This is a genomic window from Isoptericola luteus (assembly GCF_020297055.1).
Classification (GTDB): domain Bacteria; phylum Actinomycetota; class Actinomycetes; order Actinomycetales; family Cellulomonadaceae; genus Isoptericola; species Isoptericola luteus.
The window spans coordinates 467,561-492,078 of the sequence record NZ_JAIXCQ010000001.1 but is presented as its reverse complement, the minus strand read 5'-3'; the positions used below and the strand labels follow the sequence as shown (position 1 = coordinate 492,078).

At 73.6% G+C, this 24,518-nt stretch carries 23 protein-coding genes and 1 tRNA gene; 4 read left to right on the top strand and 20 right to left on the bottom strand.

Annotated elements, in window-relative coordinates:
- The 3 genes from LEP48_RS02370 to LEP48_RS02360 all read right to left on the bottom strand — a co-directional run bounded on the left by LEP48_RS02370 (position 1) and on the right by LEP48_RS02360 (position 3,643).
- Positions 1-309, bottom strand: coding sequence for a DUF3467 domain-containing protein (locus tag LEP48_RS02370; RefSeq protein WP_225563905.1), 309 nt, complete (start codon positions 307-309; stop codon positions 1-3).
- 94 nt (positions 310-403) lie between these two features.
- The gene (locus LEP48_RS02365) at positions 404-1,876 is read right to left on the bottom strand and encodes an NAD-dependent succinate-semialdehyde dehydrogenase (RefSeq protein WP_225563904.1); all 1,473 of its coding nucleotides are present in this window, start codon (positions 1,874-1,876) and stop codon (positions 404-406) included.
- A 99-nt stretch (positions 1,877-1,975) separates the two neighbouring features.
- A complete protein-coding gene (locus LEP48_RS02360; RefSeq protein WP_225563903.1) occupies positions 1,976-3,643 on the bottom strand; it encodes a helix-turn-helix domain-containing protein in 1,668 nt (555 codons plus the stop codon).
- 107 nt (positions 3,644-3,750) lie between these two features.
- Here LEP48_RS02360 and LEP48_RS02355 point away from each other — a divergent pair, with 107 nt between their 5' ends.
- Positions 3,751-4,854, top strand: a complete 1,104-nt coding sequence (locus LEP48_RS02355) for an alcohol dehydrogenase catalytic domain-containing protein (RefSeq protein WP_225563902.1) — start codon at positions 3,751-3,753, stop codon at positions 4,852-4,854.
- A 130-nt stretch (positions 4,855-4,984) separates the two neighbouring features.
- Here the strand turns inward: LEP48_RS02355 and LEP48_RS02350 are convergent, their stop codons facing one another.
- Together LEP48_RS02350 and LEP48_RS02345 are read right to left on the bottom strand one after the other, a co-directional pair.
- Positions 4,985-5,365 carry a hypothetical protein gene (locus LEP48_RS02350; protein WP_225563901.1) on the bottom strand — a complete coding sequence of 127 codons (381 nt, stop codon included), beginning with the start codon at positions 5,363-5,365 and terminating at the stop codon, positions 4,985-4,987.
- Entirely contained in the window at positions 5,362-5,619 is a 258-nt protein-coding gene (locus LEP48_RS02345; RefSeq protein ID WP_225563900.1) for a hypothetical protein, read from the bottom strand. The genes LEP48_RS02350 and LEP48_RS02345 overlap by 4 nt, the downstream gene beginning before the upstream one ends.
- 94 nt (positions 5,620-5,713) lie before the next feature.
- Here LEP48_RS02345 and LEP48_RS02340 point away from each other — a divergent pair, with 94 nt between their 5' ends.
- The gene (locus LEP48_RS02340; RefSeq protein ID WP_225563899.1) at positions 5,714-5,857 is read left to right on the top strand and encodes a hypothetical protein; all 144 of its coding nucleotides are present in this window, start codon (positions 5,714-5,716) and stop codon (positions 5,855-5,857) included.
- A gap of 194 nt (positions 5,858-6,051) precedes the next feature.
- Here the strand turns inward: LEP48_RS02340 and LEP48_RS02335 are convergent.
- From LEP48_RS02335 to tmk, 6 genes are all read right to left on the bottom strand, one after another.
- A tRNA-Thr gene (locus LEP48_RS02335) sits at positions 6,052-6,127 on the bottom strand.
- Positions 6,128-6,394: 267 nt separating this feature from the next.
- Complete coding sequence (locus LEP48_RS02330; RefSeq protein ID WP_225563898.1) at positions 6,395-7,996, bottom strand: alpha/beta hydrolase; 1,602 nt, start codon at positions 7,994-7,996, stop codon at positions 6,395-6,397.
- A gap of 61 nt (positions 7,997-8,057) precedes the next feature.
- Positions 8,058-8,633, bottom strand: a complete 576-nt coding sequence (locus tag LEP48_RS02325; RefSeq protein WP_225563897.1) for a hypothetical protein — start codon at positions 8,631-8,633, stop codon at positions 8,058-8,060.
- Positions 8,634-8,674: 41 nt separating this feature from the next.
- Entirely contained in the window at positions 8,675-10,339 is a 1,665-nt protein-coding gene (locus LEP48_RS02320; RefSeq protein WP_225563895.1) for an enoyl-CoA hydratase-related protein, read from the bottom strand.
- 101 nt (positions 10,340-10,440) lie between these two features.
- The gene (locus tag LEP48_RS02315; RefSeq protein WP_225563894.1) at positions 10,441-11,592 is read right to left on the bottom strand and encodes a DNA polymerase III subunit delta'; all 1,152 of its coding nucleotides are present in this window, start codon (positions 11,590-11,592) and stop codon (positions 10,441-10,443) included.
- Entirely contained in the window at positions 11,589-12,260 is a 672-nt protein-coding gene (tmk, locus tag LEP48_RS02310; RefSeq protein ID WP_225563893.1) for a dTMP kinase, read from the bottom strand. Before tmk ends, LEP48_RS02315 begins: the two co-directional genes overlap by 4 nt.
- A 99-nt stretch (positions 12,261-12,359) precedes the next feature.
- Between tmk and LEP48_RS02305 the strand changes: the two genes are divergently transcribed.
- Positions 12,360-12,782 (top strand): pyridoxamine 5'-phosphate oxidase family protein, encoded by a 423-nt coding sequence (locus tag LEP48_RS02305; RefSeq protein ID WP_225563892.1) that lies wholly within the window; start codon positions 12,360-12,362, stop codon positions 12,780-12,782.
- A gap of 25 nt (positions 12,783-12,807) precedes the next feature.
- Here the strand turns inward: LEP48_RS02305 and LEP48_RS02300 are convergent, their stop codons facing one another.
- On the bottom strand, positions 12,808-13,869 hold the full coding sequence (locus tag LEP48_RS02300; protein WP_225563891.1) for a Gfo/Idh/MocA family protein: 1,062 nt from the start codon (positions 13,867-13,869) through the stop codon (positions 12,808-12,810).
- A gap of 87 nt (positions 13,870-13,956) precedes the next feature.
- Positions 13,957-14,466 carry a MarR family winged helix-turn-helix transcriptional regulator gene (locus tag LEP48_RS02295; RefSeq protein WP_225563890.1) on the bottom strand — a complete coding sequence of 170 codons (510 nt, stop codon included), beginning with the start codon at positions 14,464-14,466 and terminating at the stop codon, positions 13,957-13,959.
- Between the two features lie 61 nt (positions 14,467-14,527).
- Between LEP48_RS02295 and LEP48_RS02290 the strand changes: the two genes are divergently transcribed.
- Positions 14,528-14,731: a hypothetical protein gene (locus LEP48_RS02290; protein WP_225563889.1), complete on the top strand. Its 204-nt coding sequence runs from the start codon at positions 14,528-14,530 to the stop codon at positions 14,729-14,731.
- A gap of 11 nt (positions 14,732-14,742) precedes the next feature.
- Here LEP48_RS02290 and topA read toward each other — a convergent pair whose 3' ends face one another.
- From topA to LEP48_RS02255, 7 genes are all read right to left on the bottom strand, one after another.
- Positions 14,743-17,508 (bottom strand): type I DNA topoisomerase, encoded by a 2,766-nt coding sequence (gene topA, locus LEP48_RS02285; RefSeq protein WP_225563888.1) that lies wholly within the window; start codon positions 17,506-17,508, stop codon positions 14,743-14,745.
- Positions 17,509-17,608: 100 nt separating this feature from the next.
- Positions 17,609-18,589, bottom strand: a complete 981-nt coding sequence (locus LEP48_RS02280) for a phosphatase PAP2 family protein (RefSeq protein ID WP_225563886.1) — start codon at positions 18,587-18,589, stop codon at positions 17,609-17,611.
- 53 nt (positions 18,590-18,642) lie between these two features.
- On the bottom strand, positions 18,643-19,671 hold the full coding sequence (locus LEP48_RS02275; protein WP_225563885.1) for an ABC transporter ATP-binding protein: 1,029 nt from the start codon (positions 19,669-19,671) through the stop codon (positions 18,643-18,645).
- Positions 19,668-20,597, bottom strand: coding sequence for an ABC transporter permease (locus tag LEP48_RS02270; RefSeq protein WP_225564104.1), 930 nt, complete (start codon positions 20,595-20,597; stop codon positions 19,668-19,670). The genes LEP48_RS02275 and LEP48_RS02270 overlap by 4 nt, the downstream gene beginning before the upstream one ends.
- 97 nt (positions 20,598-20,694) lie before the next feature.
- On the bottom strand, positions 20,695-21,675 hold the full coding sequence (locus tag LEP48_RS02265) for an ABC transporter permease (RefSeq protein WP_225563884.1): 981 nt from the start codon (positions 21,673-21,675) through the stop codon (positions 20,695-20,697).
- Positions 21,672-22,784: an ABC transporter ATP-binding protein gene (locus tag LEP48_RS02260; RefSeq protein WP_225563883.1), complete on the bottom strand. Its 1,113-nt coding sequence runs from the start codon at positions 22,782-22,784 to the stop codon at positions 21,672-21,674. Before LEP48_RS02260 ends, LEP48_RS02265 begins: the two co-directional genes overlap by 4 nt.
- Positions 22,784-24,466: an ABC transporter substrate-binding protein gene (locus LEP48_RS02255; protein WP_225563882.1), complete on the bottom strand. Its 1,683-nt coding sequence runs from the start codon at positions 24,464-24,466 to the stop codon at positions 22,784-22,786. The genes LEP48_RS02260 and LEP48_RS02255 overlap by 1 nt, the downstream gene beginning before the upstream one ends.
- Positions 24,467-24,518 lie beyond the last annotated feature (52 nt).

Below are 24,518 nucleotides of genomic sequence, written 5' to 3'. Positions count from 1 at the left end.
TCAGTCGTTCCCGTCGCTCTTCTTGCCGGTCTCGCGCTCCCAGGCGTCGAGCTGCTGGGTGAGCGCCCGGGCGAGCTCGAAGACCTGCTGCGGGGGGATGCGCACCCGCGAGACGACCCGCCCGGGCACGACGCGTCCGGTCACGGCGCCCGTGCTGGGGTCCGTGACCGGCTGCGGCGGCTTGGTGGCGGCCACGAAGTCGATGACGAACGACGTCGACGTGTGCCACAGGGACGCGAAGTCCGCCGGGACGCCCGCCTCCATGTCGGTGGGGACGTCGATCTTGAACTTGACCTCGTTGCTCGCCATGCCAGCCACCCTGTCCCACGCGGGGGCGTCCGCGCCAGGGGGCAGGTCCGCCCGACCGCCCGGCACCCCTGCCTGCTGCAGCGTGCCGCGCGGCCTACAGCGGCATGCCGACATACTGCGTCTCCTGGTACTCCGCGATGCCCTCGAACCCGCCCTCGCGGCCGGTGCCGGACTGCTTCATCCCGCCGAACGGCGCGGCGGCGTTGGAGATGACGCCGACGTTGAGGCCCAGGAGCCCGAACTCGAGCCGCTCCGCGAACCGCAGGCCCCGGCGCACGTCGCGCGTGAACACGTAGGACGCGAGCCCGTACTCGGTGGAGTTCGCCAGGTCGGCGACCTCGTCCTCGGTGCGGAACGTCGCCACGGGGGCGACGGGTCCGAAGATCTCCTCGCGCATGCAGCGGGCGTCCGCGGGGACGTCGCGCAGCAGGGTGGCCGGGTAGAAGTGGCCGGGCCCGTCCGGGCGCTCGCCCCCGACGACGACCTTCGCGCCGCGCTCGACGGCGTCAGCCACGAGCTCCGCGACCGAGTCCACGGCCTTGGCCTCGACGAGCGGGCCCAGGGTGACGCCGTCGTCCAGCCCGTTGCCGGGCACCACGGCGCGCATCCGCTCGGCGAGGCGCGCCACGAACTCGTCCGCGACGTCCTCGTGCACGTAGAACCGGTTGGCGGCCGTGCAGGCCTCGCCGCCGTTGCGCAGCTTGGCGGCCATGGCGCCGTCGACGGCGGCGTCCAGGTCGGCGTCCTCGAAGACGACGAGCGGCGCGTTGCCCCCGAGCTCCATCGAGGTGCGCAGCACGTTCTCGGTGGCCGACCGCAGGAGCGCCTGGCCCACCGGCGTCGAGCCGGTGAAGGAGAGCTTGCGCAGGCGCGGGTCCGCGAGGATCGGGTCGCTCACGGCGGACGCCGAGCCCGAGGGCACCACGTTGAGCACGCCGGCCGGCAGCCCCGCCGACACCATGAGCTCCGCGAACAGCAGCGACGTGAGCGGCGTGAGGCGCGCCGGCTTGAGGATCATGGTGCAGCCCGCCGCGACCGCGGGCGCGATCTTGCGCGTCGCCATCGCCAGCGGGAAGTTCCACGGCGTGATGAGCAGGCACGGGCCCACGGGCCGGCGCTGGACCAGCATCCGCAGCGTGCCCTCCGGGGTGTGCGCGTAGCGGCCCTCGTCGTGGGTGGCCTGCTCGGCGAACCAGCGCAGGAACTCGCCGCCGTACGTCACCTCGCCGCGCGCCTCCGCGAGCGGCTTGCCCATCTCGAGGGTCATCAGCAGGGCGAGGTCCTCGCGCCGCTCCTGCACCAGGGCGAAGCCGCGGCGCAGGATCTCGGCGCGCTCGCGCGCCGGGGTGGCGGCCCAGGAGTCCTGGGCGGCGGCCGCGGCGTCCATCGCGGCCCGCGCGTCGTCGGCGGTGCCCGACGCCACGTGGGCCAGCACCTCGCCGGTGGCCGGGTTCTCGACGGCGAACGTGCCGCCGTCGGACGCCGCGCGCCACGCGCCGTCGATCAGCAGCCCGGTGGGGACGGAGGACAGGATCTGGGCAACGCGGTCATGAGCAACGACGGTCATGATCCCAGCCTGCCACTGCCGGCAGCCTGAGGCCGATGTCACGGCGCCCACCGCGGCTCCGTGGGAGTGTGCACCCGCACACTGCCCGATGGGGAGGGCTCAGCCCCCCAGACCCACCTGCGCGTCGCGGACCCGCAGGGCCAGGTGGGTGTCGAGCCGCCGGGGCGAGACGTCCCAGCCCGGGCCGAGCAGGGCGCCGATGCGCTCCAGCCGCTGGCGGACCGTGTTGCGGTGCAGGTGCAGCAGCTCCGCCACGCGCGCCACGTTGCCGTCGGACTCCAGGTAGTAGAAGGCCGTGCGGGTCAGGTCGGCCGAGCGCTCGGCGTCGTAGGCGACGAGCGGGTCGATGCCCGCCGTGAGCGACGGCGGCAGCTCCCCGCTGCGGGCCAGCCCCAGCAGCGCGCCGAGCATCCCCAGCTCGCCGCCGTCGAGGACCCCGTCCCGGTCGAGGGTGACGAGGGAGCCGAGCGCGAGCGCGGCCCGGCGGTGGGCGTCGCCCAGGCCCGCGAGCGTGGCCGGCCCGCCCGACCCGGCGCGCAGCCGCCAGCCGTGCCGGTCCGCCGTGCGGCGCAGCGTCTGCTCCCACGCCGGGTCCGCCGTCACGACGCACACGTGCTGCTCGTGCGCCGTCAGCACCGCCCGCGCACCCGCCGCACGCAGCACCTGGAGCCGGGCACGCAGGTCCGCCGGCGGCGTGGCCACGGCCACGCACCACAGCTCGTCGTCCGGGTGCAGGCCCCATCGACGCATGCGCCGCTCCAGGCGCTCGCGGGGCACGCTGCCGGTGTCGCCGAGCAGGTCGTCGTGCAGCTCGTGCTGTCCCCGCAGGTCGGCGTCCTCCTCCGCGCGGGCGAACAGCAGGGCGAGCGCCGCGTGCACGGTGACCCGCTCCAGCAGCGCCCGCTCCGGCTCCGCGAGCGCCGGCGCAGCGGCGAGCGTGCCCAGGTGCTCGGTGGCGGCCGTGACCGCGAGCGCCGTGCCCGGCCGCTGGGGCGGGTCGTCGGCCCGCGCGTCGGCCGAGGCCGCCAGCACGACGCCCGCGGGGTCGAGCAGCCACAGGTCGCAGTCGAGCACGCCGGCGCCGAGGGTGAGCACCCGGCGAACGTCGGGCGCCACCATGACGGCGTCCATGAGGCGGCGGTCGAGCTCGAGCACGCGCGTGGCGAGCGTGAGCTCGGCGGCGCTGCGGCGCTGCTCGCGGTCGAGGCGCTCGGCGTGCCGCGCGATCTCCTCGAACCGCAGCGAGTTGTCGATCGCCACGGCGGCCTGCGCGGCGATCGACTCGACGACGCCGACCTCCTCCGGGCCGTACCGGCGCGGTCGGCGGTCCGCGACGATCAGCGCGCCGATGACGCGGCCCGCCACGGTGAGCGGCGCACCCATGATGGCGTGCACGCCCTCCGCGCGGACGATCTCGTCCACCTCCGGGTCGTGCGCGATGGTGCGGTCGGCCTGGTACTCCGAGGTCTGGTACGGCGCGAGCCCCGTCGCGACCTGGCCCAGCACCCCTGCGCCGAGCGGCATCCGCAGCGTGCGGTAGGCGGCCGTGGCGACACCGTCCGAGCGGCGGATGTAGGTGTCGCCCCGCGCCGGGTCGTTGAGGCTGATGTATGCCATGTCGGCGCCGACGATGGCGCGGGTGCGCCGCACGATCGCCTGGAGCAGGGCCTCGACGTCGCGCAGCGCCGTGAGGTCGGTCGCCGTGTCGAGCAGCACGCGCAGCAGCTCCTCGCGTGGCCGGCCCGACTCGCCCGCTGTGTGCTCCACGCACACAGGGTAGGCCGACAGGTGGTCCCCAGGACGTAGGTATCCACCGGGGCCCGTACCTAGCGTGAGCCAGGTCCCCACGGACCCGACGACGAGAGGTGGCGACGGTGCGCATCACCGGGGCAGTCCTGGAAGAGATCGGGCGTCCGCGCCCCTACGCGAGCACGACGCCGATCAGCGTCACGGAGCTCGAGCTCGGCGGGCCGGGGCCCACGGAGGTCCTGGTGCGCATCGAGGCCGCGGGGGTGTGCCACTCCGACCTGTCGGTCGTGGACGGCCACCGCGTGCGGCCCGTGCCGATGCTGCTCGGCCACGAGGCCGCCGGCCGCGTCGAGGCCGTGGGCGACGGCGTCACCGACCTCGCCGTCGGGCAGCGCGTGGTGATGGCGTTCCTGCCGCGCTGCGGCGAGTGCGCCGGCTGCGCCACCGACGGTCGCCTCCCGTGCGAGCCGGGCAGCGCCGCGAACAACGAGGGCCGGCTGCTGCACGGCAGCCGGCACCTGGTGCGCGACGGCGAGCCCGTGCACCACCACCTGGGCGTCTCCGGCTTCGCGACGCACGCCGTCGTGGACCGCGCCTCCGTGGTCCCCGTGGACGACGACGTCCCGCCCGAGGTCGCGGCGGTGCTCGGCTGCGCCGTCCTCACCGGCGGCGGCGCGCTGCTCAACGCCGTCGCCCCCGCGCCGGGCGAGAGCGTGATGGTCGTGGGCCTCGGCGGCGTGGGCGTCGCCGCGCTGCTCACCGCCGTCGCCGTGGGAGCGGGCGAGGTGATCGCCGTCGACACCCTCGACGCCAAGCTCGCCCTGGCGCTCGAGCTCGGCGCCGACCGGGCGTACACGCCCGCCCAGGTGGCCGAGCAGGGCATCACCGCCACGCACGTGCTCGAGTGCGCGGGGCACCCCCGTGCGTTCGAGACGGCGTTCGCGGCCACCGCGCCCGGCGGGCGCACCGTGACCGTGGGCCTGCCCGACCCGGCCGCCCGCGCCGAGATCTCGCCCCTGACGCTCACGGCGCAGGCGCGCACCGTCATCGGCTCGTACCTGGGCTCCGCCGTGCCCGCCCGTGACATCCCGCGCTTCGCGCAGTGGTGGCGCGACGGGCGCCTGCCCGTGGAGCGGCTCATCAGCCGCCGCATCGGGCTGGACCAGATCAACGACGCCATGGACGAGCTCGCCGACGGGCGCGCCGTGCGCCAGGTGATCGTCTTCTGACGACCACCTCGCCCCGGGCCGACCCCGCCCGCGAGGTCGTGCCGGCCGCGCTCCGGTCGATCCAGGCGGGCACTACCGCGGCACGAAGGCACTACCGCAGCAGAGGCCACAGCGTCATCGTCCAGCTCACTCAGGCACCCAGGAGCTGCGCAACCCGCTGGTATGACAGTTCGACCAGTGTTGCGGAGTCCCGCACGCTCAGGCCGGCGTCGGCCATCTTGCGGACTGTCGCGAGACGGTCCGCCTCGAACTGACGTCGACGTTCGTCCAGCTCTGCCCGCTCATGCAGGTAGGCCTCCCACATCGCCTGCCCCTCGGGGCCCAGGACCGCCGACAGGTCCCACTTCAGGTCGAACGAGTCGTCGTCCGCGTCGAGCAGTCCAGCCAGCAGGTCCCGCACCTCCTCCTCGAGGTCGGCCAGCCGCAGGGTCTCCGTCGCACCTCCGAGCACGCCATCGACCTCGGCGACCCACGACTTGTCCTCGCGGGTCACGGTCACCTTGTGCTTCATTTGTCGAGCCATCCTTCCCCGAAGACCCCTTCGAGCGCCTCTTCGTTCGATCGAGTCACTTTCTGGGACTGCTGCCCCGAGTGCCCGGTGAGGCCGATACGGCCGATCTCCTTGCCCTCCGGATCCACGACCACCCAGATCGTGTGCGAGCCCTTGCCTACCTTGGGCAGCTTCTCGACGGCGTACCCGAGACGCCGCGCGTTGGTGCGCACCGCCTTCAGCACCTGCTGGGTGGAGCGTCTTCCCCGGACCATGAGATCAAGTCAACTATCGTAGACACTCGAGCGTCTATGACGGTAGACGGAGTCTGGTGCGCTGAGGTTCCCCGTTCGCGTCTCGGCCACCGGTGTGATCGTCGCTGCTGGTCAGAAGGCGTCCCTCGGGCGAATCCACGCCGGGGCGACCGTGACCGTGCACGTCGCCGAGACGACCCTGGCGATCGAGCTGCCCGACGGCGAGACCCCCGCCGTCGCGCACCAGGTGGCACTCTGACGTCGCACATCAACTTGCTGATCACACAGTCGCACCGCGAGACGGGAGGGTGTCGCCTAGTCACGGGCCGCGCAGCGCCTGCTGCATCGTCATCCGCGACACGCCGCAGTGCTCGGCCAGAATTCTTGGGCTAGAGACGCGAGAGCCCCCGCCGACTCCGGACTGTTCGTCCAGGTCAGCAGGGGTTTCCGTGCTGGAGCCGCCTATCGGAATCGAACCGATGACCTATTCATTACGAGTGAATCGCTCTACCGACTGAGCTAAGGCGGCGTGCTCGGGCATTCCAGGGGCGCACGTCCCCCGAACTGCGAGCGCGCCTACAGTACCTGACACGCGGGCCCGGTTCCAAAATCGGTCCGGCACACGCGCGCCAGCCACTGTGCCCGTCGGCATACTTCTGCGCGTGACGGCCGCGCCTGCTGCCCGGTCCCGCTGCCGGAGGGAACCCGATGAAGGTATCGCCCGCGCCCCCGTCGTCGGCCTGGCCCCGATCTCGTGGCTCGGCGTCGTCCTGCTGCGCCGGTGAAGACGGGACGGTCAGCAGGTCACGCCGTCGTCCGGCACCTTGCCGTCCACCAGGTAGGACTCCACGACGTCCGCGACGCATGACCGCGACGGCGAGTACGCCGTGTGGCCCTCGCCCTCGTAGGTGACGAGCACGCCCGAGTCGAGCGTGTCGGCCAGGCCCTCGGCCCACACGTACGGGGTGGCGGGGTCGTTGGTGGTGCCGATGACCACGATGGGCGGCGCGCCCTTGGCCTGCAGGTCGAACTCTTGCTCGACCTCGGGGTACGGCCACTCGGCGCACGTGAGGCCCCCGTACGCGAAGAAGGTGCCCATCGTGGGGGCGGCCTCCTCGATCGCGGCGGCTTCCTCCCGCATCTGGTCGAGGTTGCTCGTGCCGCGGTCGTCGAGGCACCCGATGGAGGAGAACGCCTCGGACGAGTTCGTGGAGAACGTGCCGTCGAGGTTGCGGTCGTTGTAGCTGTCCGCGGCCGTCAGGAGCAGGTCCCCCGTGCCGTCGTCGATCACCTCGGTGAGCGCCTGCGCGAGGAACGACCAGTCGCCCTGGCTGTACAGGGTGCGCGCCACGCCGTAGAACGCGAGGTTCTGGGTGACCTCCCGGTCGGAGCCTGTCGTCGGGTAGGGCCGCTCGTACGCCTCGTCGAGGACGGCCCGCACCTGGCGCATGCCGTCGTCCACGGTCCCCACGAGCGGGCACTCGGTCCCGGCCTGGCAGTCCTCCACGAACGCACGCAGGGCGTTCTCGAAGCCGACCGCCTGCCCCTTGGAGATGTCGTCGGCCGAGAGCGTCGTGTCGATCGCGCCGTCGAGCACCAGCCGGCCCGCGCGCTCGGGGAACAGCCCGGCGTACGTGGCGCCGAGCTGGGTGCCGTAGGAGTAGCCGAGGTAGTTCAGGGTGTCGTCGCCGAGGACGGCGCGCAGCATGTCGATGTCCCGCGCAGCGCTCTGCGTGTCCACGTGGCCCAGGAGGTCGCCGGTGTTCTTGGCGCACGCCTCGCCCCACTCGCGGTAGGCGTCCGCCTTCGCGGCGAGCTCGTCGTCGGTGGTGCCGAAGGACTGCGTGAGGAACTCGTCCTTGCCCTTGTCGTCGAGGCACTCGACCGCGGTGGAGTCCTGCACCCCGCGCGGGTCGAAGCCGACGATGTCGAACGCGTCCTGCAGCCGCTCCCCGAACAGCGCGCCGTCGCTCGCCGCGTCGCTGCGCACGAACTCCGCCCCGGACGCCCCCGGGCCACCGGGGTTGACCAGCAGCGACCCGATGCGCGCGCTCGGATCCTGGGCGTTCGCGGTGTTCCGCACGAGGTTCAGCTCGATGGTCCCCGCCTCGGCGTCCTGCCACGACAGGGGCGCGGACGCCGTCGCGCACTGCAGCCCGTCCTCGCACTCCGTCCACTCGAGCGTCTGCCCGTAGTACGCCTCGAAGCCCTCGGGCGCCTGCTCGGCGGCCGGGCCCGTGGTGGACCCCACCACGGGGGCCTGCTCCTTGGCGGGCGTCGTGCACCCGGCCAGGACCAGCAGGGCGCCCGCGACGAGCACCACGACGGGCGTGCGGAGGGCGGTGGAGCGGCGGTCAGGCGTGCAGCGGGCGGGCGAGCGGCGCGCGTCGAGAATCACTCGCCCAACCTACCGGTCCCACCTGGGTGCGCGACCTCCGTCGCGCGCGGCGACGCCCAGGTCACGAGCCCAGCCAGGCCACGGGACCGTTCGCACCGTCCTGGGACCGGGGCTGCACCTCGACCTCGCCGTCGTCGCCGAGCCGCACCATCACCGGGGCGCCCTCCTCGACGTCGTCGGGCACGGCGGTGAAGCTCGTCGTCGGCGAGTAGTCCATCGTGCAGATGGCGTCCGCGGGCGGGTCCTGGACCGTCACGACGACGGCCTCCCCCGCGTCGTCCCACACGGCCTCCCCCGCCGCGACGCGCGGGCACGAGCTGGAGCCGAAGGTCACGACGTACAGCAGGCCGGGCTCGGCCGACCAGCCCGCCCCGGCGGGTGAGCTCATGGTCCCCTCCACGCCGTCCGGCAGGCCGCGGTAGGGCTCTCCAGGTTCCGGGTCGGTCGGCACGGGCGGGTCCTCCTCGATGCTGGGCGAGCTGCTCGGCGAGGCGCTGGGCGTCGCCGCGGTCGGCGACGGCGCGGCGGACGTCTCGGCGGACGACGTCGCGTCCGACCCACCGGGCTCGGAGGTCGCGCACCCGGCGGCGAGCAGGGCGAGCAGGACGGCGGGAGCGGCGGCGCGGAGTCGACTCACCCCCCGATCATGACGCACCACCCGCCCGGCTCGCCGCCCGGTCACGCGAACCTCAGGTTCGCCGGGGTCGCCGCCGGCGCGGCCTTGCGCAGGAAGTCGCGCCGCTGGGCGGCGAAGCCGCGCCGGTCGTCGAAGAGGTCGCGCGCCATCTCTGCGAGCTCGATCGTGCGGTGGTACGACAGGGGCCGCTCCGGCACCCTGGTGGACGCCGCCGCGGCGGCCTCGGCGTACCCGGCGGGCGAGGCCAGATGGTTCGCCCGCTCGGCGAGCCACGCGTCGAACGCGGCGGCGTCGCGCGGTCCCACGGCGTCGACCAGCCCCAGCTCCAGCGCGCCCGCCGCCGACACGGGCAGCTTGGCGTCGAGGAGGCGGTCGGCCCCCTTCTCCCCCAGCCGGGCGGCGACCGTCCAGGTGTGCAGCTCGGAACCGAAGATCCCCATGTCGTAGTACGGGTTGAGCACCACCCCGTCACGCGCGAGCACGACGTCGGCGCACAGCCCCGTCATGACGCCGCCCGCACCCGCGCTCGCGGTGAACGCCGCGACGGTGAGCTGGTCGGCCCGGGCGATGGCCTCGCACAGGTCGTCGATCGCCTGGATGTTCGCCCACGCCTCCGCAGCCGGGTCGGCGGCCGCCTCGATCGCGCCGAGGTGGATGCCGTTGGAGAACGCGTGCTCCGTGCCCCGCACCACCAGCACCCGCGTGTTCTCGGTGAGGGCCTTCTCGACGGCGGTCGTGAGCCGGTGGCACTGCGCCGTGTGCATCGCGCCGCTGTACGACCGGAGGGTGAGGTAGCCGACGTCCCCGTCACGGGTGTAGGTGGACTCCGCGAGCTCGGCCGGCGCCTCGCGGTACGGCGCGTCGTGCCCGTCGAGCACCCACGCGGCCGGCAGCTTGGTGCCGCGGCGCTCCGCGAGCGTCGCGGCGTACGTCACCCAGAGCGTGCCCCGGCCGGTCGCCAGCGCGACGGCGTCGCCGTCGTGCCCGACGACGGTGCCCGGCTCCGCGCCCGGCACGTCCTCCGCCTCGACCGCGGCGTCGAACAGGCAGTAGCGCCGGCCCGCGACGGTGGCGGGCGCGCCGGGCGCACCGTCGGCGGCCGCGACCACCCGCGCAAGCTCCGTGGCCGGGCGCGACCAGTCGAGCTCGAACGCGGTGCGACGCAGCAGCGGCAGCTCACCGGTGCCCGGCACCTCGCGCGGGAGGTCGTCCGCCGCGGTGGGCTCCTCGCCGGCCTCGACCTTGCGGAGCACCTCCTCGACGCACGCCATCGCCGCGTCGGCCACCGGCCCGTTGTACAGGGCGCTCTTGGCCACCGGCGGTGCCGGCATCGCGAACGTCGCCGTCGCCCACACGGGGCCCGCGTCCATCTCCTCGACCGTCGACAGCGCGGTCACGCCCCACCGGTCCCGGCCGTCCAGGATCGCGTGGTCCAACGACGACGGCCCGCGGTCCCCCACCGGGCCCGGGTGCACGACCACGGTCGTCCAGCGGTCCCAGACCTCCCGCGGCACGCGGTGCTTGAGGAAGGGCGCGAGGATCAGGTCCGGGTCGATCTTCTCCACGGCCGCCGTCAGCTCCTCGGGCGAGCCGAACGTCGGCGCTAGCTCCACCCCGACGTCGTGCCCGAGCTCCCCCAATCGGCTCCACACGCGCTGCGTCAGTCCGTTGAACGCCGAGACGAGCAGCAGGATCCGCACGTCCACACCCCATTTCGTCCGTTGGCGCCCCGGTGGGCCACCGTCCGGGGTCCATCTCAGGGCAAAGCGGGGTGATCAGGCAACTATCGCCCGCGTGGCGAACGGTTTCAGCCCTGCGGACGCAGCGCGACCGTCATCGCCTCCACGGCGAGCAGCGGCGCCACGTTGCCCTCCAGCCGCTCCCGCGCGACGCCGATCGCGTCCATCCGGCGGATGGTCTGCTCGGGTGTCGAGTCCGCGGCCAGGGTACGCACGGCCGCCGCGTGCTCGACGTTGACCAGGTCCACGGTGGCGCCGAGCTGGACCACGAGGACGTCGCGGTACAGCGAGAGCAGGTCGACCATGGAACGGTCGAGCACGTCGCGCTGGCGGCGGGTCGCGCGACGCTTCTGGTCGTCCTCGAGCTGCTTGACCTGCGAGCGCAGGCGGGGCGGCAGCGTGTCCCCCTCCTGCACCCCGAGGCCGCGCATGAGCTCGGCCCGCTCGACGGCGTCCCGCTCGGCCGTCGCGGACGTCGCCTCGGCCTTCGACACCTCCACCAGCTCGCCCGCGGCGAGCACGGCGTCCCCCACGCCGCGGATGCGCTGCGCGATCTCCAGCACCGCGCCGCGGCGCTCGCGCGCCTCCGGGTCGCGCGCGAGACGGCGGGCCAGCCCCACGTGCGACTGCGCCGCACGGGCGGCGGCGAGCGCCACGTCCGCGTCGATGCCGTCGCGCCGCACCAGCAGGTCGGCCACGTCCGGCGCGGGCGGCACGCGCAGCACGACGCCGCGGCAGCGGGACCGGATCGTGGGCAGCACGTCCTGGGCGCTCGGCGCGCACAGCACCCACACCGTGTGCGGCGGCGGCTCCTCGATCGCCTTGAGCAGCACGTTCGTGGTGCGCTCGGCCATGCGGTCGGCGTCCTCGACGACGATCACGCGGTACCGGCCCGTCGACGGCGTGCGCGCGGCCGTCATGATGAGGCTCCGCACCTCCTCGATCGCGATGACCACCTTGTCCGTCGCCACGACCGTGAGGTCGGGGTGCGTGCCGGCGAGCGTCGTGGTGCACGCCAGGCACCGGCCGCACCCGCCGGTCACGCCGCCGGAGCCGGTGCACTGCAGCGCGGCGGCGAACGCCCGCGCGGCGACGGACCGCCCCGACCCGGGCGGGCCGGTGACGAGCCAGGCGTGCGTCATCGCGGCCGGGTCGGTCGCGGCCCGGCGCAGGGTCGCGACGGCGTCCGGCTGGCCGACGACGTCGTCCCAGACGCTCATGCCTGCACCTCGCCCGCGGACCGCACGGCCTCGTCGACCACGGGCGTCAGGTCCAGCCGGGCGGCGAGGTCCACCCGGATCTGCGCCTGGATGTCGTCGATCGACGGCGACGCGTCGACGATCAGCCAGCGCCCCGGGTCCGCGGCGGCGCGGCGCAGGAACACGTCGCGGGTGCGCTCGTGGAAGTCGGAGCCGGCGCGCTCGAGCCGGTCGGGCGCCCCCGACAGGCGCCGTGCCGCGACCTCGGGGTCGAGGTCGAGCAGCACCGTCACGTCCGGCAGCAGGCCCTCCGTCGCCCACAAGGACAGGCCCTCCACCTCGTCCTCCGAGAGCTCGCGCCCCCCCGACTGGTAGGCGACCGACGAGTCGAGGTACCGGTCCGTGACGACGACCGCGCCGCGCTCCAGCGCCGGGCGGACCACCGTGGCGACGTGGTGGGCGCGGTCGGCGGCGTACAGCAGCGCCTCCGCGCGCGGGTCCATGTCTTCCCCGTGCAGCACGGCCTGCCGCAGCTGCGCCCCGAGGGCGGTGCCGCCCGGCTCGCGCGTGGTCACGACCTCGCGCCCCGTGACCTCGCCGAGCCACCGCCCGAGCAGGCGCACGTGCGTCGACTTGCCGACGCCGTCGCCACCCTCGAACGAGACGAAGTACCCGGATGCGTTGCTCACGCGGACACACTAACCGTGACCACCTCCACACCCGTGGCGTAGGCGCTTCGCACCGGTCGGGGGCACGATGGGAGGACACGCCGCACCCTTGGAGGCACCGTGTCCGACCAGCCAGCACCGACAGATCACCACGGCCCCGCCACCACCGAGCTCACCACGGACGAGTGCTGGGAGTTCCTGGACCTCCAGCCGATCGGCCGGCTCGCGACGGCGGCCGGCGGGGAGGCGGAGATCTTCCCCGTCAGCTTCGCGGTGGCGGACCGCCAGATCTACCTGCGCACCCGGCCCGGCTCGAAGCTCGTCGAGCTCGCGGTGAACTCGAAGGTGGCGTTCGAGGCCGACCAGTGGGGCGCCGAGGTCGCGTACAGCGTGGTCCTCAAGGGCATCGCCGAGATCCTCGAGCACGACGCCGACCTGGCGGCCGCAGAGGCCACCGGCCTGCACAGCTTCCTCGCGGACGGCAAGAACCGGTGGGTGCGGATCACCCCGACCGAGGTCAGCGGGCGCCGGCTGGTTCGCTGACGCGAAGCCGCCGGCGCCCTGCCGGTCACTCGCCGGGGTAGGCGACGCCCACCTGGCGGCGCACCTCGTCGAGCAGGCCCATGACCTCGAGCGTGTCCTGCCACGTCTGGCGCGGGCTCTCGGTGCGGCCCGCGGCGACCTGCCGGGCGACCTCGGCGGCCTCGTACTGCTTGCCCTCGCCGCGGAAGCCGTCGTACGTCCAGCGCTCGCCGTCGTTGCGCACGACGCGGAACGACGTGGGCCCGTAGAACGCGCCGTCCACCTCGATGCGACCCTTCGTGCCCGAGATGACCGCGGTGGTGGCGGTGCGCGACCAGAGCGTGGTGGACAGCGTGGCCTGGGCCCCGCCGGCGTAGCCGAGGACGATGCTGATCTGCCCGTCGACGCCGGACTCGGTCAGCGAGCCGACCGCGGTGACCGACTCGGGCAGGCCGAGCAGGTCGTACGCGAACGACAGCGGGTACACCCCGAGGTCGAGCAGCGCGCCGCCCGCGAGCTCGGGCGCGTACAGCCGGTGCGCGGGGTCGTAGGCGAAGAGCTGACCGTGGTCGGCGCTGACGTTGACGACCTCACCGATCTCGCCGCGGGCGATGACGCCGCGCAGCGCCGCCACGTGCGGCAGGAACCGCGTCCACATGGCCTCCATGACGAAGACGCCGGCCTCGGCGGCGGCGGCCAGCACCTCGCGCGCCTCGGCCTCGTTGCGCGTGAAGGCCTTCTCCACGAGCACGTGCTTGCCGGCCCGGATCGCGAGGAGCGCGTGCTCCAGGTGGTGCGAGTGCGGCGTCGCGACGTAGACGACGTCGACCTCGTCGTCGGCGACCAGGTCCGCGTAGGAGCCGTGCGCCCGCGCCCCCGGCGCGTGGGCGTCCGCGAAGTACTGCGCCTTGGCGACGTCGCGCGACCCGACCGCGACGACGCGCGAGGCCGTGTGCTCGTGCATGCCGTCGGTGAACGACTCCGCGATCCAGCCGGCGCCGAGGATGCCCCAGCGCACGGGCGGGGCGTCGGTGAGGCTCGGCACGGTGCCGGCGAGGTCCGCGGCGGAGAGGCGGGGGGCGAAGGCGGTGGGGGTGGCGTCGCTCATGCGCGCAACCGTACCCGCCACCCCCCTCGTCCGTTGTGAGCGCTCAAATGGCCCGGTGACGGCCCCCCGAGGGGGCCAAACGCCCGCTCACAGCGATGGGGCGGGAGCAGCGTCGGGGGCGGGAGCAGCGTCGGGGGTGGGGGCCGGGCGGGGGTGGGCCGCCGCGATCACGCGTTCGGCGGTGAGCCGGGCCCGCTCCAGCTCCTCGAGGGTCAGGCCGCTCGCGGCCACGACGGCGGCGGGCACCCTCTCGGCCTTGGCGCGCAGCCGGCGCCCCGCGTCGGTCAGGTGCAGCTCGACGACGCGGCCGTCCGCCGTCGCCCGCCGGCGGTCCAGGAGCCCCTGGGTCTGGAGCCGCGTGAGCAGGGGCGAGAGTGTGCCGGGGTCGAGCAGCAGGTCGCCGGCCAGCGCGGTGACGGTCGTGACGCGCCCCGCCCTGTCGTCCTGCCACAGGCCCAGCATCACGAGGTACTGGGGGTGGGTCAGGCCGAGCGGCTCCAGCACCGGGCGGTACAGCGACACCATCGCTCGGGCGGCCGCCGAGAGGGAGAAGCAGACCTGCGCCTCGAGACGCAGCGGGTCGGCGAGCAGGTCCATCCGCCCAGGGTACGCAGGTTATGGTTGGTGCACCAAGCAACGGCCCGACCGAGGAGCTCCCGTGGCGCGACGCAAGGACGACGACCGGACCTGGGGCATGCGCGCCACCGAGAGCCTGCTGCACGTCTTCGGCCCGGCCTCGATCAAGCGCGACGCGCCGCGGCCGCCGAGCGAGGCCGACCTCGCCAAGGAGGCCGCCCTGCACCAGCGGCTGCAGCGCGTCACCCGGTCGGACGGGCACACGTACCTCGTCGACCGCGACTGACCCCCCCGGCCCTACTTCTTGGTCGTGGGCTTCTTCGCCGCCGGCTTCTTGGCCGCGGGCTTCTTCGCGGTCGACGTCGTGCGGCGCTTCTTGGCCGGCCCGGCCGCCCGCTTCTCGGCGAGCAGCTCGACGGCGCGCTCCGCGGTGATGGACTCGGGCGTCACGTCGCGCGGCAGCGTCCGGTTCGTCTCGCCGTCGGTGACGTAGGCGCCGAACCGCCCGTCCTTGACCACGATCGGCTTGCCGCTGGTGGGGTCTTCGCCGAGCTCGCGCAGCGGCGGGGTCGCCGCACGCGCACCGCGCCCGCGCTTCGGCTCGGCGTAGATCTTCAGCGCCTCGTCGAGCGTGATGCTGAAGAGCTGCTCCTCCGACGCGATGGTGCGCGAGTCCGTGCCCTTCTTGAGGTACGGGCCGTAGCGGCCGTTCTGCGCGGTGATCGGCTCCCCCGACTCGGGGTCCGTGCCGACGACGCGCGGCAGCGACAGGATCTTCAGGGCGTCGTCGAGCGTCACCGTGTCCAGCGCCATCGACTTGAGCAGCGACCCCGTGCGCGGCTTGGGCTGGGCGGCCTTCGCCTTCTTCTGCGCCGCCGCCGACAGGCTCGGGTCGATCTCCGGCAGGTCGAGCACCTCGGTGACGTACGGGCCGTACCGGCCGGCCTTCGCGATGATCTCGTTCCCGGACTCCGGGTCGCGGCCCAGCACCCGGCCGTCGTCCGCGCCGGCGGCGAGCAGCTCGCGCGCGGCCGCGACGGTGAGCTCGTCAGGCGCGACGTCCTCCGGGATCGAGGCGCGGGGCGGGTTCTGCCCCTGAGCCACCTCCGCCGCGAGGTCCTCGACGTACGGACCGTAGCGCCCCACGCGCACGCGGATGCCCTCGCCGATCTCGATCGAGTTGATCGCCACCGGGTCGATCTCGCCGAGGTTCTGCACGATGTCACGCAGGCCCCAGCCGGTCGCGTCGCCGGTGCCGTCGCCGAAGTAGAACCGCGTCAGCCACGCGACGCGGTCGCGGTCGCCCGCCGCGATCTGGTCGAGGTCGGCCTCCATCTCGGCCGTGAAGTCGTAGTCCACCAGCCAGCGGAACTGCTCCTCGAGCAGCTTCACCACGGCGAACGCGAGCCACGTGGGCACCAGCGCCTGCCCCTTGGTGCGCACGTACCCGCGGTCCTGGATGGTCGAGATGGTCGCGGCGTACGTCGAGGGCCGCCCGATGCCGAGCTCCTCGAGCGCCTTGACGAGCGACGCCTCGGTGTAGCGGGCCGGCGGCGTCGTCGCGTGCCCCTCGGCCGACAGGTCCGTGCCGTCCAGGGCGTCGCCCTCGGCCATCCGCGGCAGGCGGGTCTCCCGCGGCGACGACGGCGGGCTCGCGCCGTCCTCCGTCACGTCGGTGCCCTCCTCGTACGCGGCGAGGAAGCCGCGGAACGTGATGACCGTGCCGGACGCCGAGAACACGGCGTCGCGCCCGGCCAGGTCGCCGGCGGCGTCGGTCAGGCGCGCGGCGAGCCGCACCGACGCCGTCGACCCCTTGGCGTCCGCCATCTGCGAGGCGACCGTGCGCTTCCAGATGAGCTCGTACAGGCGGAACTGGTCCCCGGAGATTTCGCGGGCCACCTGCGCCGGGGTGCGGAACGCGTCACCCGCGGGGCGGATCGCCTCGTGCGCCTCCTGCGCCCCCTTGTTCTTGGACGCGTACAGGCGCGGGGCGCCCGGCACGTACTCGGGGCCGTACAGCTCGGCGGCCTGCCGGCGGGCGGCGTCGGTGGCCTCCGTGGACAGCGACGGCGAGTCGGTACGCATGTAGGTGATGTAGCCGTTCTCGTACAGCGCCTGCGCGGTGCGCATCGCCTGCCGCGAGCTCATGCGCAGCTTGCGACCGGCCTCCTGCTGCATCGTGGAGGTGGTGAACGGCGCGGCGGGCTTGCGGGAGTACGGCTTGGTCTCGAGCGAGCGGACGGCGAAGTCCGCGTCCGCGAGCCCGGCGACGACGGCGCGCGCCGCGGCCTCGTCCAGGTGCGCCACGCCGGTGCGCACCTTCAGGCGGCCGAGGTCGTCGAAGTCACGGCCCGAGGCCACGCGCTCCGCGCCGAGACCGGACAGGCGCGCCTTGAACGCCTGGCCCGCGTCGTCGCCCGTCGTGGGCGCGAACGACCCCGACACGTCCCAGTAGTCGGCGGCGACGAACGCCATGCGCTCGCGCTCCCGCTCCACGACCAGCCGCGTCGCGACGGACTGCACCCGCCCGGCCGAGAGCCCCTGGCGGATCTTGCGCCACAGCACGGGCGAGACCTCGTACCCGTAGAGGCGGTCGAGGATGCGGCGGGTCTCCTGCGCGTCAACGAGGTCGCCGTCGAGCTCACGGGTGTTCTCCAGCGCCCGGTGGATGGCCTCGCGGGTGATCTCGTGGAACACCATCCGCTTGACCGGGACCTTGGGCTTGAGCTCCTGGATGAGGTGCCACGCGATGGCCTCGCCCTCGCGGTCCTCGTCCGTGGCGAGGTAGAGCTCGTCGGACTCCTTGAGCGCCTTCTTCAGCTCGCGGACCTTGGCCTTCTTGTCCGCGTAGACCTCGTAGTAGGGGTCGAAGCCGTGGTCGACGTCGACCGCGAACCGGCCGTACGGCCCCTTCTTCATGTCGACGGGCAGCTCGGAGGGCTGCGGCAGGTCGCGGATGTGCCCGACGCTCGCCTCGACCACGTACTCGTCGCCGAGGTAGCCCTGGATCTTGCGAGCCTTCGTCGGCGACTCGACGATCACGAGCTTTCGTGCGTGGGGCATCCGTTCCTGCTTTCCATGTGCGGGAGGCGTCCGGTGGACCGGTCATGTCACGGTACGACATGCCACGCGACATGACCCGCGCCCGGCAGCCGGCGGAACTCTACCGAGCGGGGGCGGCCGGGCGCGCGGTGAGCTGGCGCAGCACGAGCAGGACGGCGAACACGGCCCCCGTCACGGACAGCACCCCGAGCGAGCCGGCGGCGTAGGCCGTGAGGTCGGGGGCGGACGGGATCACGTCCGCGCCCCGGACCAGCCCGAGCATCGCCGTCGTCGAGAACACCCCGCCGGCGACGGACACCAGCAGCAGCAGCCCGCCGGTCACGTACGAGGCCGGCGCCGAGAGGGAGGCGCCCTCGCGGCGGGGCACGTCGAGCGACGACGCCGGGGTGAAGGCGCAGACCGCGGCCCCGAAGGCCAGGACCACGAGCAGCGCCGCCACGACGTCGGACGGCCGGTGCCACTGCCCCACGAGCGTCGAGACGCCCGTCATTCCGGCGTAGGCCACGCCGAGCACGGCCACGACCGGACGCCAGGCGCGCGGCGTCGCGAGGAGCAGCGCCACCGAGACCGACGCCGCGACCGTCGTGTGACCGCTCGGCAGCGTGTTCGGGCCGTTCCAGCCCTCGATGAGGTCGGGGCGCGCCAGCACGGAGTGCTTGAGCACCTGCGTGGTGACGTTCGCGCCCCCCACCAGCACCGCGACCTGCAGCGCGAGCACCCACCGGCGGCGCATGACGGCGAACAGCACGGCCGCACCCACCCCGGCCACGACGAACGCCACCGAGACGATGTCGAGCACCGGCTCCGCGACGCGCCACAGCCGGCCCTGGCCGAACGACGCGCCGGCGAAGGCGAGCTCGTCGAACGACTGACCGGCGGCGGTGTCCACGAAGAAGCGCCAGGTCAGCCACACGGACACGGCGGCGAGCACCGCGACGACGCCCGCCACCACCCGGGGCGCGGTCCGTGGCTGCGGCGTCACCACGTCCCGCCAGCCGCCGACCGGCAGGATCGGCGCGCCGACGCCCGTCTCCCCCGGGTCCGGGAGTGACGACGGCAGCGGGCGGGTGTCGGCGAGCACGGGGTCACGCTACCGACTCCATGTGGGGGATCCGTACGCAGAGCGTGGGGACCTCAGCGTGCCAGCTCCGCCGGGAACGCGACGTCGCCCGGCAGGTCCGCGCCGTGCAGGTGGCACGCGACGCGACGCGCCTCGCCCGTGCGCGGCGGGCCCAGGACCGGCCGCACCTGCTGGCACACGTCCATCGCGTGCGGGCAGCGGGGTGCGAAGGGGCAGCCGGCCGCGAGCCGCTGGAGGTCCGGCGGCGAGCCGGGGATGCCGGCGAGCTCCCGCCGGGGCCCGTGCAGCGGCGGGAAAGAGCCGAGAAGCCCGTGCGCGTACGGGTGCCGCGGGCGGCGGTAGACGTCCGCCGCCGTGGCCTCCTCGACGATCTCCCCCGCGTACATGATCGCGATGCGGTCGGCGACCTCCACGAGCAGCGACACGTCATGCGTGATGAGCACCACGGAGAACCCGAGCCGGTCACGCAGCTCCATGATCTGCTCGAGGATCTGGCGCTGCATGACGACGTCGAGCGCCGTCGTCGGCTCGTCCATGAGCAGCACCTGAGGCTCGAGCGCGAGCGCCATCGCGATCATGACGCGCTGGCGCATGCCGCCCGAGAGCTGGTGCGGGTACGCCCGCAGCCGGTCGGCCGAGATGCCGACCATCTCGAGCAGCTCGGCCGCCCGTGCCTCGAGGTCCCGCGCCGACAGACCCGGCCGGTGCGCCCGGATCCCGTCGGTGAGCTGGCGCCCGATCCGGAACACCGGGTTGAGCGAGCTCATGGCGCCCTGGAAGACGATGGCGACGTCGCGCCAGCGGGCGGCCCGCAGCTGGGCGTCGGTGAGGCCGAGGATGTCGTTGCGGTTCCCCTCGCGGTCCGTGAGCCACACCTCGCCGCCGGTGATGAGGCCCGGCGGCGGCAGCAGCCGGGTGGCCGCGTAGGCGAGGGTCGACTTGCCGCACCCCGACTCCCCCGCCAGGCCCAGCACCTCGCCGCGGTGCAGGGTCAGGTCCACCCCGCGCAGCACGTGGGTGGGGTCGTCGCCGAACCCGTAGTCCACGCGCAGGTCGCGGATCTCCAGCACGGGACCCGTCATCGCTCCTCCTCGCTGGTCTCGACGGCGGGCCGCCCGGCCCGCACCACCGGCGTGAACCCGACGCGCGGGCGGATGCCGCGGCGGCGCAGGGTGCGCGCGTGCATGCCGGTGCTGCGCAGACGCGGGTTCACCAGCTCGTCGATGCCGAAGTTGATCAGGGTCAGCGCCATGCCCAGCAGCGCGATGCAGAGCCCGGCGGGCACGAACCACCACCAGGCGCCGCGCTGTAGCGCCAGGTTGTTCTGCGCCCAGAACAGGATGGTCCCCCAGTTCCACTCGCTCACCGGCGTGATGCCGATGAACGCGAGCGTCACCTGGCTCAGGACGGCGAAGATCACGGTGCCGACGAAGCCGGCGGCGATGATCGCCGTGAGGTTGGGCAGCACCTCGGCCAGCACGATCCGCCAGGTGCGCTCTCCTGTGGCGCGGGCCGCCTCCACGAAGTCCCGCCGGCGCAGGGACAGCGTCTGCGCGCGCAGCACGCGCGCGCCCCACGCCCAGCCGGTGACGCCGATGACGAGGGCCACCGTGATGCCGCCCGCGCTCGGCAGCTGCGCCGCGATGATGATGATCAGCGGGAGCTGCGGGATGACGAGGAACACGTTGGACACCGCGGACAACGTCTCGTCGCCGGCCCCGCCGACGAACCCGGCGGTGACGCCGACGACCACGCCGAGCGCGGTGGCGGCGACCCCCGCGACGAGGCCCACCACGAGCACGCCCCGGGTGCCGACGATGAGCTGCGACAGGATGTCGCGGCCCGTGTGGTCGGTGCCGAGCCAGTGGGCGCCGGACGGCGCCTGGAGCAGGTCGCGGCTGACCTGGTTGGGGTCATAGGGGGCGATCCACGGGCCGAGGACCGCGAGGACGGCGAACACGGCGAGGATCGCGATGCCGACGAGCGCCTTCGGGTTGCGCAGGAACATCAGCCGCGGGCGGCGTCCGGGGCGCGCGACCCCCGGTCCGGGATCGTCGACCCCTGTGGGCGCCGCGACCTCGATCGAGGTGGTGCCGGTGGCCATGTCAGCCCTCCTGCCGGGTACGGGGGTCGAGCGCCGCGTACGCGAAGTCCGCGACGAGGTTGGCCACGAGCACGGACAGCGTGATCACCAGGAAGCAGCCCTGCATCAGCGGGTAGTCGTGCGTCGTGACGGCCTCGAAGAGCGTGTAGCCGATGCCCTGATAGCTGAAGACCATCTCCATCACGAGCGTGCCCCCGACGACGAACCCGAGCGCCAGCGTGAAGCTGGAGACCTGCGGCAGGATCGCGTTGCGGGCGGCGTAGCCGACGACGACGGCCCGGGACGACAGCCCCTTGGCGTGCGCGACGGTGACGTAGTCCTCGCTGGAGACGGTGACCATCATGTTGCGCATCCCGAGCACCCAGCCGGACACCGACGAGATCACGACGGTCAGCGCCGGCAGGGTGCCGTAGTACACGACCGACCCCACGAACTCCCAGCTCAGGGTCGGCACCATGCCGCGGTCGTAGCTGCCGCTGGACGGGAACCAGCCGAGGTTGACCGCGAACACGGCGATGGCGATGAGGCCGAGCCAGAAGTACGGCACCGCCGAGAAGAACGTGGTGATCGGCAGCAGCGAGTCGGCCCAGGTGCCGCGGCGCCAGCCGATGCCGGTGCCCACGGCCGTGCCCAGCAGGAACGCGACGACCGTGGAGATCCCGACCAGGCCGACTGTCCAGGGCAGCGCCTGCGCGACGATGTCGGACACCGGCGTCGGGAAGTGCGTGAAGCTCAGGCCGAGGTCGCCGTGCAGCAGCAGGCGCCAGTACTCCACGTACTGCTGCCAGAGCGACATGTCCTGGTCCAGCCCGAACAGGACGCGCAGGGACTGCTCGGCGCCCGAGTCGATCCGGCCCTGCATCCGGCCGATGAGGGCGGTGACCGGGTCGCCGGGCAGCAGGCGCGGGATGACGAAGTTCAGGGTGATGGCCGCCCAGGCGGTGAACACGTAGAACACCGCGCGGCGCAGGAAGAAGCTCATGCCTCCCTCCCCTCGTCGGCGGGGACCTGGGGCGCGCCGTCGCGGTCGGACCAGCCCCAGCAGGCGGCCCGCAGCGGCTCGCCGCCCGGCCCGCGGCCGACGTCGAGCAGGGGCGGCACCTCGGTGCGGCACAGGTCAGTGGCGAACGGGCAGCGCGGGTGGAACCGGCAGCCCGCAGGCGGGCTGACGAGGCTCGGCGGCTCGCCCTTCGGCGGGGCGGCCGCCCGCTCGGCGAGGGCGTCGGGGTCGGGCGCGGACGACACGAGCAGCCGCGTGTACGGGTGCCGGGGCCGTTGCGTCACGGACTCGCTGTCGCCCGACTCCACCACCCGTCCGGCGTACATGACGAGCGTCGTGTCGGCGAAGTAGCGGGCTGACGCGATGTCGTGGGTGATGTAGAGGATCGCGAGGTGGAGGCGGTCGCGCAGGTCGGCGAGCAGGTTGAGGATGCCGAGCCGGATCGACACGTCGAGCATGGAGATCGGCTCGTCCGCGAGCAGCACCTCGGGGTCCGCGGCGAGCGCCCGCGCGATGGCGACACGCTGCCGCTGCCCGCCCGAGAGCTCGTGCGGGTACTTGTCGACGTACCGCTCGACCGGGGTGAGGTGCACCCGCTCGAGCAGCGCGGCCAGGGCGTCCTCCAGCTCCTGGCCCCGCAGGCGGCCCTGGTGGATCCGCACGGCCCGGGTGAGCGTGTAGCGCACCGGGTGCACCGGGTTCAGCGACCCGAACGGGTCCTGGAAGATCATCTGGACCTTGCCGACGTACCGCCGGAACGCCCGCCGGCCGCGGGTGCGGGCGTCGTCGCCGCGCAGCAGCAGCCGCCCGGCCGTCAGCGGCTGGAGCTGGGCGAGCAGCCGCGCGATGGTGGACTTGCCCGAGCCGGACTCGCCGACGAGGGCGACGACCTTGCCGCGGTGCAGGCTCAGGTCCACGCCGTCGACGGCGTGCACGACGGCGCTGCGGCGCTGGCCGCGGGCGCCGCCGCCGTGCACGGGGTAGTGCTTCGTCAGGCCGACCGCCTCGAGGACGGGCGGCTCGGGTCCGTCGCTGGGGGGAGCCCCCGAGGCGCCCGCAGGCGCCTCGGGGGTTCCGGCGTACGTGCTCATCAGGACGCGGGCTCCAGGTTCATGACGATCTGGGCGGCCTGCACCCCGGTGGGCTGCGGCTGGTTGTACGGGTCGTCCTCGCTGGGCCACCCGACGTAGTGCTTCGACGAGTACTGCGCCGTGGCGGGACGCGACCAGATCGGGATCGCCGGGACCTGCTCGACGAACACCTTCTGGATCGTGTCCATCGCGGCCTGCCGCGTGGCGTCGTCCGTCGCGGCGGCGTAGTCGGCGAGCGCCGTCGTCGCGGTGTCGTCCTGGAAGCGGCCGAAGTTCCACGTGGCCGGCTCGCCCAGCTTCTTGTACTGCGCGCCGTCCATGATGTCGGCGTACAGGTCCCACGGCGTCGCGCCACCGTCGGTCCAGTGCAGGGACGCCTGGAAGTTCCCGGGCGGGATGATGTCGGCGAACCAGCCGTCCGCGTTGGCGGGCTGGACGGTGGCCTCGGCGCCGAGCCGGCTCGCCGCGTTCTTGATGAGGTCGAGCGCGGTGAGGTAGTCGTTCCAGCCCGCGGGGTTCGTGAGCTCGAACGTCACCTTCTCGCCGTCGGGGTCCACGAGGGCCTCGCCGGACCACGTGTACCCCGCGTCCGTCAGGAGGGCCTTGGCCCCCGCGACGTCGACCGCGAGTTCCGCGTCCGCGTAGGCGGCCGAGAGGAACTCCTGGCCCGCGGGCAGCGGCAGACCGGTGGCGTTGGTCAGCGGCGGGTTCACGCCCGAGGTGGCGATGTCGACGAGCTCCTGGCGGTCGATCACCATGTTGAGCGCCCGGCGGAACGCGACGTCGTCGAACGGCTTGGTCTCGTTGTTGACGTACAGGGCGTCGATGCCGAGGCCGGCCGCGGCGTACTGGTGGTGGTGGTCCGGGTCCGCGGAGATGTAGACGTTCTCGTAGTCGGCGATGAACGTCCAGCCCCACTGCGCCTCGCCGGTGGTCAGGGCCGTGGTCAGCGCGTTGTTGTCGTTGTACGACGAGTACCGGATCTCGGGGACCTGCGGCTGGCCGCCCCAGTAGTCGTCGCGGGCGACGACGGTGGCGGCCTGCGGCGTCCACGACTCGAGCGTGTACGGGCCGGTGCCCACCGGCTCGGTGTTGGTGAACGTCGTCGGGTCCTCGACGCCTGACCACAGGTGCTCGGGCACCATGAGCAGGTCGTACAGCTTGGCCTGGTTGACGAACTGCGGGGCCGTGAACGACACGGTCACGGTGCTGCCGTCGGTGGTGACCTCGTCGTACGGCAGCGCGGCCGCGTTGAGGCCCTCGTTGTCGATGCGGAGCTGCACGGAGAACGCGACGTCGTCCGCGGTGAACTCCTCCCCGTCGGACCAGGTGACGCCCGGGCGGGGCGTGATGACGGCCTGGGTGAAGTCCTCGTTCCAGGTGATGCTCTCGGCCAGCCACGGCTCCGGGTCCTCGGACGGCCGGGCCTGGTTGCGCATCATGAGGGGCTCGTAGATGACGAACGCGTAGCCGAGCGACAGGGCGGACGAGCCCGTGGCGAACGGCGACTGGTTCTCGGTCTGCACGCCGTTCGGCATGCCGACCGTCAGGGTCTCGGTCCCGACGCCGGCGGCGGCGGAGGGGTCGCCGTCGCCGGTGCTGCCGCCTGGGCCGCAGGCGGTGGCCAGCAGTGCGACGACCGCCGCGCCCGCGACAGCCGTGCTGAGCTTGCGGATTCTCACGGTGTGCCTCCTTGCACGTGCCCCGACTTCTGCGACGGGGCTGGGGTGTTCT